Annotated in this window: 11 protein-coding genes and 1 pseudogene; 4 read left to right on the top strand and 8 right to left on the bottom strand. The window is 74.4% G+C overall.

Annotation, left to right across the window (positions count from 1 at the left end):
* The 6 genes and pseudogenes from CRM73_RS14230 to CRM73_RS14205 form a co-directional block, all read right to left on the bottom strand.
* Window positions 1-273, bottom strand: a pseudogene (locus CRM73_RS14230) (multidrug transporter MATE); the annotation flags it as partial.
* A complete protein-coding gene (locus CRM73_RS14225) occupies window positions 270-1,544 on the bottom strand; it encodes an O-antigen ligase family protein (RefSeq protein ID WP_017832379.1) in 1,275 nt (424 codons plus the stop codon). The pseudogene CRM73_RS14230 and the gene CRM73_RS14225, both read right to left, overlap by 4 nt.
* A 7-nt stretch (window positions 1,545-1,551) precedes the next feature.
* A complete protein-coding gene (locus CRM73_RS14220) occupies window positions 1,552-2,529 on the bottom strand; it encodes a glycosyltransferase family 2 protein (RefSeq protein ID WP_095650431.1) in 978 nt (325 codons plus the stop codon).
* Window positions 2,519-3,337 (bottom strand): CDP-alcohol phosphatidyltransferase family protein, encoded by an 819-nt coding sequence (locus CRM73_RS14215; protein ID WP_229588178.1) that lies wholly within the window; start codon window positions 3,335-3,337, stop codon window positions 2,519-2,521. The genes CRM73_RS14220 and CRM73_RS14215 overlap by 11 nt, the downstream gene beginning before the upstream one ends.
* Window positions 3,337-7,446, bottom strand: coding sequence for a fibrinogen-like YCDxxxxGGGW domain-containing protein (locus CRM73_RS14210; RefSeq protein WP_229588176.1), 4,110 nt, complete (start codon window positions 7,444-7,446; stop codon window positions 3,337-3,339). The genes CRM73_RS14215 and CRM73_RS14210 overlap by 1 nt, the downstream gene beginning before the upstream one ends.
* Window positions 7,447-7,479: 33 nt before the next feature.
* A complete protein-coding gene (locus tag CRM73_RS14205) occupies window positions 7,480-8,193 on the bottom strand; it encodes a hypothetical protein (protein ID WP_136341166.1) in 714 nt (237 codons plus the stop codon).
* Window positions 8,194-8,590: 397 nt separating this feature from the next.
* Between CRM73_RS14205 and CRM73_RS14200 the strand changes: the two genes are divergently transcribed.
* Together CRM73_RS14200 and CRM73_RS14195 are read left to right on the top strand one after the other, a co-directional pair.
* On the top strand, window positions 8,591-9,709 hold the full coding sequence (locus CRM73_RS14200; protein ID WP_229588174.1) for an acyltransferase: 1,119 nt from the start codon (window positions 8,591-8,593) through the stop codon (window positions 9,707-9,709).
* A 167-nt stretch (window positions 9,710-9,876) separates the two neighbouring features.
* On the top strand, window positions 9,877-10,323 hold the full coding sequence (locus CRM73_RS14195; RefSeq protein ID WP_109243316.1) for an adenylyltransferase/cytidyltransferase family protein: 447 nt from the start codon (window positions 9,877-9,879) through the stop codon (window positions 10,321-10,323).
* 3 nt (window positions 10,324-10,326) lie between these two features.
* On the opposite strand, the gene CRM73_RS14190 is transcribed toward CRM73_RS14195, so the two are convergent.
* Window positions 10,327-11,973, bottom strand: a complete 1,647-nt coding sequence (locus CRM73_RS14190; protein WP_229588172.1) for a polymer-forming cytoskeletal protein — start codon at window positions 11,971-11,973, stop codon at window positions 10,327-10,329.
* A gap of 192 nt (window positions 11,974-12,165) precedes the next feature.
* Between CRM73_RS14190 and CRM73_RS14185 the strand changes: the two genes are divergently transcribed.
* Complete coding sequence (locus tag CRM73_RS14185; protein WP_229588170.1) at window positions 12,166-13,437, top strand: ScyD/ScyE family protein; 1,272 nt, start codon at window positions 12,166-12,168, stop codon at window positions 13,435-13,437.
* Window positions 13,438-13,576: 139 nt separating this feature from the next.
* Complete coding sequence (locus CRM73_RS14180; RefSeq protein WP_017832370.1) at window positions 13,577-14,350, top strand: matrixin family metalloprotease; 774 nt, start codon at window positions 13,577-13,579, stop codon at window positions 14,348-14,350.
* Between the two features lie 93 nt (window positions 14,351-14,443).
* On the opposite strand, the gene CRM73_RS14175 is transcribed toward CRM73_RS14180, so the two are convergent.
* Window positions 14,444-15,068 (bottom strand): phosphotransferase (locus CRM73_RS14175; protein ID WP_229588168.1); only part of this gene is annotated, 625 nt, incomplete at its 5' end.

Below are 15,068 nucleotides of genomic sequence, written 5' to 3'. Positions count from 1 at the left end.
CGGCCGGGCCGCGATCCGCAGCACCCCGGGCACCGCGGCGCCCTGGCCCCGGGCGGTGAGGGCGGGGACCGCCCGCACCAGCCCGGTGTCGGCGCCGAAGGTGGACAGGGTGGTGGCGATCGCCAGCACGGCCACCACCTGGAAGAACTGACCGGCCGCCGCCGCGCCCGAGGCGTTGGAGACCACCAGCGTGGCGGCGAAGGCGAGGCCCGCGCCGGTGACCACGAAGGCGAAGGTCAGCGAGCCCGAGCGCGCCAGCGGCTGCGCGCTCACAGCCCCTCCCCGTAGCGCCGGGAGCGCAGCAGCACGGCCAGGCTCAGGCTGATCAGGATGAACTGCACCGCGTCGAGGCCGTAGTAGGTGAAGAACAGGCACGCGGCCACGGGCGCGGAGTGCACGAGCAGCCCGGTGGTGGTGCGGACCTTCAGCGTCAGCAGCGTGGTCCCGTGCAGGTAGGCCACGAACAGGCCCAGGCCCACGAGCCCGTAGCAGAACATGAGGGTCCAGACGTAGCCCTGAGTGCCCATCTCGATGCCGACGGTCTCGTCGTACAGCGGCGCCCCGTAGCCGAGCAACGGGGAGTCCAGGGTGGCCAGGAACGTGTCCCGGTACAGGTCGGAGCGGGTGCCCGTGCTGTCGCTGTACTCCTGGCGGCCCAGGATCCGTTCGACGGCGCCGCTGGCCACGAGCCACCCGCCGACGGCGGCCGTGCCGGCGACCCCGGCCAGGGCCACCCCGATCCGGCCCCGCAGGACCATCCGGACCATGACGTAGCCCAGCGCCACCGCGATGCCGAGGAACATGCCCCGGTTGGTGGTCGCCACGGCCGGGGCGAGCGAGGCCACCAGCCCGGCCACAATCAGCAGGTGCCGGGCGCGGAAGCGGACGGTGGTGAGGTAGGCGAGGACCAGGGGCGTGAGGAGCACGAACCCGGAGCCCCACCCGTTGGTGTACGGGAACGGTGCGGCCGGCCGGTTGTACGGCTCGGGCGCGCCCCAGGGGAGCTGGACCTCCGCCAGGGGCGGGAAGAAGAAGTTCTGCACCAGCGCGTTGGAGGTGATGCCCTCCGGCAGCAGCAGGCCGATCGGCGTGGTCAGCCGCGCCTCGGGGATCACGAACGTCAGCAGGCCCAGTCCCACGAGCGTGGCCCATGCGACCACGGCGGCCCGCAGGAACCGCCGGTGGTCCAGGGTCTCCCGGGCGTTCCAGTAGTAGACGAAGTAGATCAGCGCGGCGCAGATGTTGACCCAGCGCAGCGCGAAGCCCATCCAGGAGCCGAACCCCTCGATCTGCACCGAGCTCGCCGCCATCCACAGCAGGAACACCACCAGCAGCCAGGCCGGCCACGGGACCGTCACCGAGCGGTGGAGCACGAGCAGGAAGAGCATGACCACGGCGAGCAGCGCCGGGGCGAACTGCAGGGCGCCGGAGGCCCAGATCAGCGGCAGCCCCCAGAACAGGACCAGCAGCGGCCAGGCGGGCAGGACGCCGGTGGTGCGGCGGACCGGGGCCGGCCGCACCACCGAGGGGCTCAGGAGCGCCACGGCCGCCTCACACCCCTCTGCCGAAGAAGGACACGGCGTTCTGCAGCCGCTCGGCGCTGACCGCGCCGGTCGCCACAGCCAGGGCGCCCCACGCCCGCAGCTGGCCGCGGTCCCGGCGCAGCGCCGCCCGCGCCCACCGGACCGCCTCCCGGCGGTCGCCGCGGGCGGCGTGGGCGAACGCGACCTGGCCGGCCATCAGGGCCGTGCCCTGGTCGGAGGTCTCGAACTCGGGGAACTTGCGCAGCATGTAGGTCAGGGCGTCCGCCATGTCCCCCCACTGCTGGCGGAAGAAGGAGGGCCGGTCCCAGCGCACGGTCAGCACGGTCTCGGGCACGGAGTGCACCGGGGCGTGCCGGGCCAGGCGCAGCAGCAGGTCGTAGTCCTCGCCGTAGGAGGACGGCAGGTCCTCGTCGACGAGGCCCACGGGCCCGTACAGGTCGGCGCGGCGGCAGATCAGCGCCGAGGGGTGGATCTCCATCATCCGGTCGGCCAGCAGCTCCGGGAAGGTGGCCACGGCCTGCGGGACGCGCCGGATGGTGCGCTCGTGGGAGACGATGTCGATCGCGCCGGCGATCGCGGAGGCCTCCGGGTGCCGGTGCCAGTGCGCCACCTGCCGGGTGAGCTTGCGCGGGGCCCACACGTCGTCGTCGTCGCAGAAGGCGATGATCTCCCCGGTGGCCGCGTGGATGCCGGTGTTGCGGGCGCCCACCAGGCCCGGGGACCGGGTGTTGGGCACGGTGCGCAGCTCCACGCCGGCCGGGACCTCCACGTCCGTGAGCGGGTCGACCTCGATCCGGTCGAAGACGACGACGACCTGGAGCGGGCCGGCGTAGTCCTGCTCGACGATCGCGCGGACCGCCTCGCGGAGCATCTCGGGGCGCCCGGCGGTGGCGATCAGGACGGACACGGACGGGTGGGCGGTGCGGAAGCCTGCGGCGGTGGCGGCGGTCGTGGCCGGGGCCGGGGCGAGGACGTCAGCGGACATGGCGGGTGCTCCTGTCGGTCGGGAGGGCGCCGACGGCGTCGGCGTCCGGGTCGGTGGCGGCGGGCCGTGCGGTCAGCCCCAGGTACTTGCGCCGCATGGAGACCGCGCTGATCGCCGCGAGGGCGGCCAGCAGGATCGCGTAGGCGGGCAGGAAGAGCGCGGGGAGCCCCCAGAGGAGGAAGATCCAGCAGGTGACCCCCGCGTCGGTGGGCAGGTTGAGGAAGGAGCGCAGCGTCCCGCCCGCGGGCGGCCCGGCGAGGCCGCCCTTGCGCCGCAGCTGCTCGGCGAGGATCTGGCTCATGAACTGGCCGACCTCCACGAGCACGAACAGCGCGGCGAGCACCGCGAGGGTGGCGGCCGGGAACGCCTCGGACCGCGGGTGCAGCAGGGCGGCGGCCGCCACGGCCAGGTGCAGCGCCGGGGTCCGGATCGAGTCGACCACGTGGTCGAGCCACTCCCCGGCCGGCGAGCCGGTGCCGGTGAGCCGGGCCACCTGCCCGTCGGCGGAGTCCAGGACGTAGCCGGCGGCGAGGAGCAGGGCGACGACGACGCCCGTGGCCGGGGTGGGCGGGGCCGCCACGAGCACGACCAGCCCCGCCGCGGAGAGGACCGCGCTGAGGGCGGTCACCCCGTTGGGGGTCAGCCCCGCCGCGGCGGCCCGCGCGGCGGCGTAGCGGGCCAGCGGGCGGTTCACCCACCGGGTGTACGCCGGGACCCCCTGGCCGAGCTTCTGCGCCGCGCGCAGCCCGGCCAGGGCCTCCTCGTAGCTCGGACGGTGCCGCGGGGCGGCGGTGTCGGTGGTGCTCATCAGGCGTTCGCCTCCGTGCTGGGCACGAGCTCGAGGTCGAAGGTCGTGTCGGTGGTGTTCGTCCAGTTGGAGTGCACCTCGGCGGCGATCACGTTCTTGCCGTTGCGCAGCGCCGACGCGGGGATCTCGACCACGACCGGGGCGGCCATCGCGGTGGCCGTCCGGCGCGGCGCCAGCGCGTAGGTCCCGGGGCCCAGGTCGCCGTCCGGCAGGTTGTCCCGGACGACCTCCTTGCCGTTGACGTAGACCGCCACGGCGTCGTCGGCCCGGGTGGTGAGCGTGAGCTTCCCGTACTTGGAGACGTCGGCCACGTCCAGGGACCGGCGGTAGTACGTGGTCAGCGGGCGGGTGCCGTCGGCCACGAGCGTGGTCCGCACCGAGGCGTCGCCCCAGCCGAGCACGGCCGAGCCCTGCTTCCACGCGGCGTCGTCGAACGCCGTGCCGGCCCAGTCCCCGGCCGGCGGGTTCGCCCGGTCGTGGTGGTACCGCCAGGTGGCGCCCTCGGCGACCAGCGCGTCCGGCTCCTCGGCCGGGGGCTCCTCCGCGGGCGGCGCCGGCTGCGTGCCGGGGGTGACGACCGCGGAGAGCTCGAAGGTCGCGTCGGTGGTGTTCGTCCAGTTGGAGTGCACCTCGGCGGCGATCACGTTCTTGCCGGTCTTCAGCGCCGATCCGGGCACCTCGACCACGACCGGGTCGGCCACCGCGGTGGCCGTCCGGCGCGGGGCCGTCGCGTAGGTGCCGGGGCCGAGGTCGCCGTCGGGCAGGTTGTCCCGGGCGACCTCCTTGCCGTTGACGTAGACCGCCACGGCGTCGTCGGCGCGGGTGGTGAGGGTCAGCTTCGCCACCTCGGAGGCGTCCGCCACGTCCACCTCCTTGCGGTAGTAGGTGGTGAGCGGGCGGGTGCCGTCGGCCACGAGCGTGGTCTTCACCGAGGCGTCGCCCCAGCCGAGCACGGCCGAGCCCTGCTTCCACGCGGCGTCGTCGAAGCCGGTGCCGGCCCAGTCGCCGGCCGGCGGGTTGGCGCGGTCGTGGTGGTACTTCCACGTGGCGCCCTCGGCGACCAGCGTGTTGGGACCGGCCGGCTCGTCGGCCGGGGGCTCCTCCGCCGGGGGCTCCTCCGCGGGCGGCTCCTCGGCCGGCGGCTCCTCCTCCGCCGGGGGCGCCGGCTGCGTGCCGGCGGTGACCACCGCGGAGAGGTCGAAGGTGGCGTCGGTGGTGTTCGTCCAGCTGGAGTGCATCTGGGCGGAGATCACGTTCTTGCCGGTCTTCAGCGCCGATCCGGGCACCTCGACCACGACCGGCTCGGCCACCGCGGTGGCGGTCCGCCGCGCGGACAGCGCCCACGGCGTGTCCTCGAGCGAGCCCTCGGCGACGTTGGAGCGGACCACTTCCTTGCCGTTGACGAAGACGACCACACCGTCGTCGGCGCGGGTGGTGAGGGTCAGCTTGGCCACCTTGGAGGCGTCGGCCACGTCCACGGTCTTGCGGAACTGGGTGACGATCGGGCGGGTGCCGTCGGCCACGAGCGTGGTCTTCACCGAGGCGTCGTTCCAGCCGAGCACGGCCGAGCCCTGCTTCCAGGAGGAGTCGTCGTAGTCGGCGGCCGTCCAGTTCGCCCCGGGCGAGACGTCGCGGTTGTGGTGGTACTTCCACGTGGCGCCCTCGGCGATCAGGGTGCTCGTGCCGGGCGCGGGCTCGGGCTGCGGCTCCGGGGCAGGCTGCGAGCCGGCCACCACCACCGGGGTGGAGGCGGAGACGTTGCCCGCGGCGTCCGCCGCGCGCACCGCGTACCGGGCGGCGTCCACGTGCGGGACCTTCAGGCTGGTGCCCGTGGCGGTGCCGATGGGCCGGTCGTTGCGCAGCACCTGGTAGGTCACGCCGGACTCGGGGGCCGCCGCCCAGGAGAGGGCGGCGGAGTCGCCGTCCCGGGCGACCTTCAGGCCCGTGGGCGCGGCCGGGGCCTTGGCGTCCCGCGGGGCGAAGCGGAGGAAGCCGCCCGACCACTGCGCGGAGCCGGAGGTGGAGACGCTGCGGTTGATGTCGCCGCCGGTCCACAGGACCCCGTTGCTGTCCACGAGGGTGGCCCACACGCCCCAGCCGCCGAAGCCCTTGATGTCCGGGTTGAAGCCGGGCAGGTACTTGCCGCCGGCGGCGTCCCACGCGCCGATCGCGTTGATCCGGTCGGCCACGGTCACGGGCTGGGTGTTGCCCCCGGCCTTGATCCACTTGGTGGCGCCGGCGTTGAACCAGTGGAAGCAGTGGCAGGCGCCGTAGACGGTGTCGTCGGTGGAGGTGATCGCCTGGATGTCACCGCCCAGGGAGGTGATGCCCCAGGAGGTGCGCTGGAAGGTGGAGCGGTCGTAGCCGAACATCGAGTGCTCGGCGCCGCCGGCCCAGACGGTGTTCCCCTGCTCGCGCACGGCGAGCTGGAAGGCCGTCTGGCCGGGGTTGGCGTAGTCCACGGGCACGGACGGCTCCCAGGTCCAGGTGTCCAGCGGGGCGCCGGCGGTGGTGCGCACCGCGGCCAGGCGGAACGCCGAGGCGCCCTGGGACTGGTTGAAGTACCCGGCCGCGTAGAGCCGGTCGCCCTTGGCGGAGGCGTCCACGCTCGTCACGGTGCCGTTGAACTCCGGGTTCCAGCCGGCGTCCGGGGTGCGCGTGGAGATCTTCACGCGGGCGCCGGACCGGGCGTAGACACGCCCGGTCTCCTGCCCGCCGCTGAGGTGGGTGAAGGCCCCGCCCAGGTACAGGTGGTCGCCCTGCACGTCGAGCGTCCGGACCTGCAGCACACCGCCGGTCAGCAGGTTCTCCACCTTGAGGTTCCAGGCGGTGTCGACCTTGCCGGTCGTGGAGTCGAGCACCACGAAGCCGGGGGCGCTCACGCCGTTGACCGTGCTGAAGCGCCCGCCCACGGCCAGCCGGTTGTTCGGCAGCTCGGCGAGGGCCTTCACCTGGCCGTTGAAGACCGGGCGGAAGTCGGTGCGCAGCTCGCCGGTGTTGACGTCGAAGGCGGCCAGGTAGGACTGGGCAACGCGCCCGGTGCCGGCCGCGTTGCGCTGCATCGCCTTGAAGTTGCCGCCGGCGAAGACCGTGCTCCCGATCTGCTCGAAGGCCTGCACCTCCGTGTTCATCTCCTCACCCTGTCCGTCGGCGCGCTCCACGGCACCCCACTTCGTGGGCTCGGCGCCGCTGTTGGGCAGGGCCCGCTGGGCGGCCGCGGCGGTGCCGGAGTCCGGGATCGCCTTGCCGGTGAAGGCCTGCTGGGTGACCTTGGGCCGCAGGTACATCTGGGTGAAGGGGATGGCACCCTTCCCGCCGGCGGTGGGCGTCCACAGGTAGGTGGTGCTGGTGTTGCTGCCGGTCACGCCGTCGCCGTAGCGGAAGCCGCGCTGCCAGCTGGTCTCGGTGACGTCCTGGAAGCGCACGCGGGCGGTGCCGGTGTTCGTGCCGAAGTCGTTGGTGGTGCCGGTGGTCCCGGAGGCCACCCCGGTGCCGTAGACCAGGGAGAAGGAGGTGACCGGGGTGCGGGAGCCGAACGTCCAGTTCCAGTACGGCTTGGCGGAGATCTTCATCCGCCCCTCCTGCCAGGTGGTGCCCCCGGCGTCACGGGCCCGGCGGATCCGGATGCCGTCCTCGAGGGAGTCGGGCCGCTGCCCGTTCAGGAGCTCGTCGACCGTCTCGGAGGGCAGCTGCTTGGGCGCGAAGGCCGCGGTGCCCGAGACCGTGGAGGAGACGTCCTTGGGCGTGCCCACGCCCTGGTAGTACTCCTTCCAGTCGTTGCGGCCGCGGCCCACGAGGACCCAGCCGCCGCCGTCGGTCACCTGGTCGCAGTAGAACTGCTCGGGCGCGGTCATGGCCGGGGTGACCAACCAGTAGACGCCGGAGGCGGACTTCGGGTCCTTCTGCTTGATCTCCCAGCAGGACGCCGCGGCCGAGGCCGCGGTCTTGCCGTCCACCGGCGGCGCCTCGGCGGCGCCCACCGGGACGGAGGTCAGCAGCGTCGCTGCGACGGCCAGCACGGTGCCGATGCCCAGGGACGCCTTGGTGCGGGCCGTGCGCGCACGGCGCCGGCTCCTGTCCGCCCGGGGCGGGGTGTTCGTGTTTCCCATGGTGTGGTTCCTCAACAGGTTCGTGCGGACGGATCAGCAGGTCGGGTCGTCGGGGAAGCCGTGCTGGACGACTTGCCAGGACTGGCCCGGTTGGCGGAAGAGGTCGTAGTTGTGCAGGGCCCTGCGGTCCTTCTGCTTGCCGCTGACGACCACGCCGTCGCGGTCCACGACGGTGACCTCGGAGGAGTCCAGGCAGACGGTGACGCGCACGGCCTCGCCGTCGTCCGTGGGCAGCGGGGCGGAGACGGGATCGCCGACGACGACGGGAGCCCCGCGCTGCTCCCAGCCCTGGTGCTCGAACTCGGCCAGGGACGCGAGGACCTCCTGGAGGGCGGCGCCGGCGGCGTTCTCCTCGGCCGCCGCGACGGCGGCCGGGTCCAGCTCGGCGGGATCGTTCGCGCCGCCGAGCTCGGCGGAGGACTCCGGGTTGGCGGGGTCCGCCGGGGCCGGCCGGTCGGACGGGACGAAGGCCTCCTGGGCCTCGAGCACCGCCTCGATCTGCTCGACCTCGGGCGCGTCCGCGGCCACGGGCGCCGCCGAGGGCAGGTCCTTGGCGCGGACCTCCTGCGGCGTCTCCAGCTCCACCACGGTGGACGCCTCGAGGGCGTCGGCCGCCGGGTCGTCCGTGGCGCCGGCGGTGCCGCAGCCGGTCAGGACGCCGGCGAGCAGGAGCCCGCCCAGCACCGTGCGGGCTGTTCGGGCAGTGGGACCTCGAGTGCTCGATGTGCACGACAGGTCAAGGATCATGTCAGCTCCCCCCAGATCTGAACTTCCGGCGCCGAATGGCCGGCGCCGCGGTGATCCGCCGCAGGTTGTGGGTCGAGGGACCCCCGCGGCGTTCCGGACGACCCCCCGCCCGGATTCATTGGATCGCATGGAGTCTAACCCCGGCGTTAACGATCGGGAACGGAATCCGATGTCCCCTTTTGTGACCCGGATTATCAGATGCAAACGCGGGTTTCTCCGCAGTAGGGTGAGGCGATCACCGGAATTCCCTCGAGCAAACGGGGGTCCGGACGCAGCACGGGACGGCCGCGGCTCGGGGGAGCGCGGCGTCCGGCGAACGCAGGGAGACGTTGTGGCGGGGGAGACAGCAGGACCGGTTCCGGCAGGGGCGCGCCGGCGTCCGAGGGCGCAGCTGCCCGTGCGGCAGTTCGCGCACCTCGACGCGATGCGGGCCGCCGCGGTGATGCTCGTGGTGCTCGCGCACGCGGGGCTCGAGGTGGTGCCGGGGGGCAGCGGGGTGACGATCTTCTTCGTCATCTCCGGGTTCATCATCACGCACCTGGTGCTCAAGGAGCACCGGCGCACCGGGGGCTTCGACATCGCGGGGTTCTACCGCCGGCGGGCCCTGAAGCTGGCCCCGCCGCTGCTGGTGGCTCTGGTGCTGCCCACCGCCCTGTACGCGTGGCTGGTGCGGCCGGTGAGCCTCGGGGACTTCCTGGGGCAGGTCTTCTTCTTCTTCAACTGGCGCTACACCGACTCCCAGGTGGACGTCCTGCCCGGCTCGATCGTGGTGTGGAGCCTGTCCATCGAGGAGCAGTTCTACGTGGCGTTCGCGCTGATCTGGCTGCTGCTCGTGGGCCGGCGCCGCCCGGCCACCGCGCTGGCAGTGCTGGCGGGGACCGCCGCGCTCGCCTCGGCGGGCGCGCGGGTGGCCCTGCACCTGGGCGGGGCGAGTGCGGACCGGATCTACTTCGGCACGGACACCCGGCTCGAGGCCATCGCGATCGGGGTGCTCGCCGCCGTCTGGTACGCCCGTGCCACCGGGGAGCGTGCGTCCGGGGAGCGTGCTGCCGGCGCCCCGGCGTGGTGGGGCCGGGACCGGGTCCTGATGCTGGCGGTGCTGCTCTACCTGGCGTCGCTGCTGATCCGGGACGAGCTCTTCCGCGAGACCGTCCGCTACACGGCCCAGGCGGTGGCTGCCTGCCTGGTGGTGCTCTGGGGCCTGCACGGGCCCACCGGCCGGATCGGGACCCGGGTCCTGGCGGGGATGCGGTGGAAGCCGATCCAGCTGCTGGGGCTGGCCAGCTACAGCATCTACCTGCTCCACCTGGGCGCCGGGCACGCGCTGAGCGCGGTGTTCGGGGAGCTGCCGGGGCCGGCCGGAGTGGCTCTGCGCGTGGTGGTCGGCACGGCGGCCGGCATCGCCTGCTGGTGGTGCGTGGAGGAGCCCGTGGCCCGCTGGCACCACCGCCGCCGTGACGCTCGCCGCCCCGCGGCGGCCGCCGCCCCGGTGCCCGCCGGGCAGACGTCCGGCTAGACCGACACCTGCCCGTCCGCTGCGGGCGGGCGGGCCCACAGATTTCCGCCGCGCACCCGAGGTGCTCGCGGCGAGCAGACCGAGAGGGGCCTCCGGCGCAGTCCGGGCGGTCCACCGGGCCGGGGCTGAGGAGGCCCCGGCAGGATCCCGAGGGGGGAATGACTGACATGAGCACCGACAAGCACGCACCGCGCGTGGGGTACGCGGCCGGGGCGTTCGACCTGTTCCACGTGGGGCACCTGAACATCCTGCGCCAGGCGAAGATGCACTGCGACCGCCTGATCGCCGGGGTCGTCTCGGACGACCTGATCGAGATCACCAAGGGCCACCGGCCCGTGGTCTCCCTGCGCGAGCGGATGGAGATCGTCGAGCACATCCGCTACGTGGACCAGGTCCACGCCGAGGTGCTGCTGGACAAGCTGGACACCTGGCGGCAGCTGCGCTTCGACGTGTTCTTCAAGGGCGACGACTGGCGCGGCACCCCGAAGGGGGAGCGGCTCGAGCGGGAGTTCGCGGCGGTGGGCGTGGAGGTCGTGTACTTCCCGTACACGGTCCACACGTCCTCCACGAAGCTGCGGGCCGCCCTCGAGGTGCTCTCGCTCCCGGTGGGCTGAGGCTCAGCGCGGCGGCTCCGGGGGGTGCTGCCGCCCGGAGCGCTCGCCCGCCCACGGCGGCCGATGCTGCTCCGGCGGTCCCGGCGGTGCGTGCCCGGGACCGGCCTGCTCGGAACCGGTGCGGCCGGGGCCGTCCTGCCACGAACCGGCGGACGGGGAGCCGTCCCGCTGGGAGCCGTCCCGCCACGCACCGGGGGACTGCGGACCGCCGTGCCGGGGATCGGCGTGCTGGGGGCCGCCGGGCCACGACCCGGCGTCGCCGCTCCGGCCGCGGTCGAGTCCGTGGTCCCGGTCCCGGTCCGCGCGCCGGCGTGCCCGGGAGCGGCGGGCGGCGTCCCAGGCCCACACCACGAGGGCGCCGAGGCCGAGCAGCGCCACGAGCAGGCCGACGACGGGACCCAGGAAGGGCACGGCCCGGAGCAGCACGTAGACCAGCAGGCCGAGGGCCAGGGCGAGCACCCGTTTGCCGAAGCTCGCCGGTGCCCGGTCCCGCAGCAGGAGCCCGCCCGCGGTGAAGCCCACCACGACCGGGGCCAGCAGGGCCACGGCGAGCACCAGGCCCAGGACCAGCACGAGGTCCAGCATCACGGCCGTGGTCACGACCGCGGCGGCCAGCCCGGCGAGGGTCATCCAGCCCAGGGCGACGGCCAGCAGGATCGACACGGCGAGCACGGCGAGCACGGCCACGGCCGTCCCCGCGATCGTCAGCGCGCCCCAGCCGAGGCTGAGCCAGGGCCGGGCCCGGAGCGTGCGCGCCGCCCCGGTCACGGCCCGGGGCAGCAGCCACAGGGCGAGCAGCCCGACCAGGAACAGGGTCACGAACAGGCGCAGCCCGGCGAGCAGCAGCGCGAGCGGCCCGGCGGGCCCGGCCGGCTGCTCCTCGACCACCACCTGCTCGTAGACGACCTCCCCGGCGATCTCGGCGCCCGGGGCGATCGCGGCCTCCGTCCCGGACCGGTAGGACAGGCTCCCGTCGAGACGGGCCTCGTCGGTCAGGGTCAGTCCGGCCTCCACCCGCGGCACGGCCACCCCGGTGGTGGGCGCCCAGGCGGCCCCCACCTCGTCGGCGGAGCCCACGTCCGCCTGCACGTCCCCGCCGATCGCACCGGCCAGGGCGAGCGCGGCGGCCCCGGCGGTCACGTCGCCCTCGACCGTGCCGGCCAGCAGGGCCTGGTACGCGCCGAGCAGGACGTCCCCGCCGATCTCGGCGCCGGGGCGGGCCTCCACGCTGTAGCCGGCCGTGACCAGGTCGTCGGCCACCCGGGCCTGCTCGCCGAGGCGGAGCACCTGGCCGGCCACGCGGGCGTCGTCGCCCACGGTGCCCTCGATCACCACGGTCTGGGCCGCGGCCATCAGGTCCCCCTCGACCGTGCCGTTGATCGTCACCGTCCCGGCGGCCACCAGCAGGTCGCCGCGCACGGTGCCGTCGACCACCACGTCCCCGCCGGTCACGTACAGGTCGTCGTCCACGACCTCGTCGGCCGCCACCACCACGTTCTCCTCGCCGCGGATCTCGGCGGCCCCCGCGGCGGGGGCGGTGAGCAGGAGGCCCGCGAGCGCGGTGGCCAGCAGGGTCAGGAAGGTCAGCAGGATCGGCAGGCGGCGGAGGAACGGGACGGGCGAGGTGCGGGGCACCGGCAGGGTCTCCATGGTCCCGAGTCCACGCCCGGGCAGGGACGGAGTCAAGACGCGGCCCAGTGTGACGGCGGTCCGCCATGTACCCGCGCGTAGGTGAAGAGGTGGTCACGGTTGCGGACGGTTCCCCGTGGGAGCGGGATCGCGGTCCTAGCCTGGGGCTGTCGCGTGGCGGGCGCGCGGAAGGATTCCGACCGGGGGTGGGTCATGACAGGACAGGGACTCGGAGCAGGCGTGGTCACGGCGGTGGTGGTGCTGGCGGGGCCGGTGCCGGCGGCGTTCGCGCACGGGGACGACCGGCCGGACGGGCCGCGCGTGGTCGCGGAGGGCCTCGACAACCCGCGTCAGCTGAACTGGGACCAGGACGGGAACCTGGTGGTGGTCGAGGCCGGCCGCGGCGGCCCGGACTGCGTCGGCGAGCGGTGCGCGGGGCCGACCGGCGCCGTCACCCTGATCGAGGATCCGCACCGGGACGCGCCCGCGGTGTCGACCGTGGTCGAGGGCCTGCTGTCCGTGGCGGCGCCGGACGCGTCCTTCGCGGAGGGGCCCGGCGGCGCGGACGCCACGGACGTGGACGGCCAGTACATCGTGGCGGGCTACGACCCGGAGCGGCTGGACCTGTCGGTGTTCGAGGCGCGCGGCGGGTCGATGCTCGTGGCGGGCACCGAGGAGAACGGGGAGGAGTTCCTGCTCGCGTACGCCGATCTGCAGGCGGCCGAGGAGGAGCTCAACCCGGACGGCGCGCAGATCGACTCCAACCCGTACGCGGTCCTGTTCGTGGACGAGGACGACGAGGTCTCGCCGGACGGGTACGCGCTCGTGGCCGACGCCGGCGCGAACACCGTGTGGAAGGTGGAGCCGGACTTCTCCACCGCCACGGAGGACGCGCCGCCGGAGTATGAGATCACCGCGTGGGCCACCTGGCCGACCACCGTCCTGCCCGACGGCACGGACGACCCGGAGGGCCCGGCCGAGTTCGTGCCCACGTCCCTCACCGCCGACGAGCACGGCAACGTCTACGTGGGCGGGCTGGGATCGGTCCGTCCGGGGGAGGGCGCGGTCGTGCAGTTCTCCGCGGACGGCACCGAGCTCGGCCGCTGGGACGGCTTCACCGCGGTCACCGGCGTGGCCGTGGACCGCGGCCACCTGTACGTCTCGCAGCTGTTCGGGCCTACGCCGCCCATGCCTCCGGGGGAGACCCCGGCGGCGGAGGCGCCGCCGAGCCCGGGGCAGGTCCCCGGCCAGGTGGTGGTCGTGCACCGGCACCACGAGGACGCGGCGCGGTACGCGATCGACGTGCCCCTGCCGGCCGGTCTGGCGACCGGGCGGCACGGGCAGGTCTACGCCTCGGTCAACAGCGTCGCTCCTGCCGAGGGGATCGCGGAGGGCCCGCAGAACCCGTTCGGCGCCGTCGGCGGCGGAGCGGTCTGGGAGCTGGACTTCTCCGACGCCTACCGCCTGGAGGACACCAGGGAGTAGGCCCCGGCGCCGGAGGAACGACGACGACGGCGGTGGCGCGGCGCCGGCCCGCCACCGCCGCCGGACCGCACCGACCGGCCTCCGGGGGCCGGAGGCACGCAGGACCACCCGGGAACGACGTTCGAGGCGAGGAAGAGCCATGGCACCGACGACCGAAGATCTGGTCCACCTCATCGCGGAGGGGTTCGTCTGCGCCACCGAGGGGAGGGGGCACGCCACGCCGGGAGGGCGGCCCCCGAGCAGGATCGTGGTCGACGCCACCGAGGGGTTCATCCCCCTGTGGCAGCCGGGGTCGATGCTGAAGTGGCGCTTCCAGGAGCGCAGCTTCGCGCTCGCCCCCGACCCGCAGGAGAGCCGGTCGATCGTCGGCGGGCTCATGAGCGAGGCTCTGGTGCGGTGGAGCTCGGCCGCGCCGGTCCGGTTCACCCACGACCCCGACCTGTGGGACTTCGAGGTGGTGCTGCGCAACGCCGCGGACTGCACCCCGGAGGGCTGCGTCCTGGCCAGCGCGTTCTTCCCGGACGGGGGCCGGCACGAGCTGACCGTCTACCCCACGATGTTCGAGCAGTCCCACGAGGAGCAGATCGAGACGATGATCCACGAGTTCGGCCACGTCTTCGGCCTGCGGCACTTCTTCGCGGCGAACCTCGAGAAGCCCTGGCCCTCGGAGGTCTTCGGGACGCACAGCCCGTTCTCGATCATGAACTACGGGCCGATGAGCAAGCTCACGGACGAGGACCTCGGTGACCTGCGGGAGCTCTACCGGCTGGCCTGGGCCGGCCACCTCACCGACATCAACGGGACCCCGGTCCGGTTCGTGCGGCCCTACAGCGCCTCCGGGTCACCGGTCGCGGAGGCCGCCGGGGCGCTGCCGGTCACGGCCCGGACGGACGCCCGCTCCCCCCGGTACTGACCGGGACCGGCGCTCGCCGCGAGCCCGGTCCGCGGGGCCCGGAAGGGCCGCGCGCCGGTGCTTCCTGGCACCGTGTCAGTCATCCGTCCCGTGTCAGCCGTCCGCGCCCGAGAACCGCCGCGCGCCGAGGAACTCCTCCGCGATCTCCAGCCGGCGCCGGGCCCGGTCCGGCGGGCCGCCCGAGCGGCGGGCGCCGGCCACCAGGGACAGGGCCACCCCGGCGCAGCGTACCCGCAGCGCGGCCGGGTCCACGGCCGCGTCGAAGCCGGCGAGCAGGCGCCGCGCGGCGGCCGGTGCGTGCCCGTAGCTGTCGTGGACCGTGGGCAGGACCGCCAGGTGGGCCACCAGGCAGGCGAGGTCGTCCACCCGGTGGCCGGGGCCCACGGCGTCGACGTCGAGCACCCCGGTCACCGGGCCGAACGTCCCGCGGGCGGCCGGGCCGACGAGCAGGTTCGCCTCGTAGAGGTCCCCGTGCACGGGCACCACCGGGCCGGGGTCCGTGGCCCGGCGGGCCTCGTCGATCGCCGCGGCGAGCCGTTCGATCCGTCCGCGCTCCTCCGGCAGGGCCACCGCGGCCGCGTGCCCGTAGTCCAGGACGCGGTCCGTCCAGGAGGCGCGGACGGGGAGCTTCAGCGCGGCGGCGGGCAGGGCGTCGAGCAGCGCCAGCACGTGCTCGGGGTGCAGCGCGGCGGCGCCGTCCCGGCGCACGGACGCGGCC

Source organism: Kocuria sp. CCUG 69068, from assembly GCF_020833785.1.
GTDB lineage: Bacteria > Actinomycetota > Actinomycetes > Actinomycetales > Micrococcaceae > Kocuria > Kocuria rosea.
Note: the sequence above shows the minus strand (reverse complement) of the source record. Positions and strands in the feature narration are given on the sequence as shown.

Coding starts and splice junctions, on each gene's coding strand:
- CRM73_RS14220 (WP_095650431.1), bottom strand. CDS start 2,529: ATGTCCGCTGACGTCCTCGCCCCGGCCCCGGCCACGACCGCCGCCACC.
- CRM73_RS14195 (WP_109243316.1), top strand. CDS start 9,877: ATGAGCACCGACAAGCACGCACCGCGCGTGGGGTACGCGGCCGGGGCG.
- CRM73_RS14185 (WP_229588170.1), top strand. CDS start 12,166: ATGACAGGACAGGGACTCGGAGCAGGCGTGGTCACGGCGGTGGTGGTG.
- CRM73_RS14205 (WP_136341166.1), bottom strand. CDS start 8,193: ATGATCCTTGACCTGTCGTGCACATCGAGCACTCGAGGTCCCACTGCC.
- CRM73_RS14190 (WP_229588172.1), bottom strand. CDS start 11,973: ATGGAGACCCTGCCGGTGCCCCGCACCTCGCCCGTCCCGTTCCTCCGC.
- CRM73_RS14210 (WP_229588176.1), bottom strand. CDS start 7,446: ATGGGAAACACGAACACCCCGCCCCGGGCGGACAGGAGCCGGCGCCGT.
- CRM73_RS14215 (WP_229588178.1), bottom strand. CDS start 3,337: ATGAGCACCACCGACACCGCCGCCCCGCGGCACCGTCCGAGCTACGAG.
- CRM73_RS14180 (WP_017832370.1), top strand. CDS start 13,577: ATGGCACCGACGACCGAAGATCTGGTCCACCTCATCGCGGAGGGGTTC.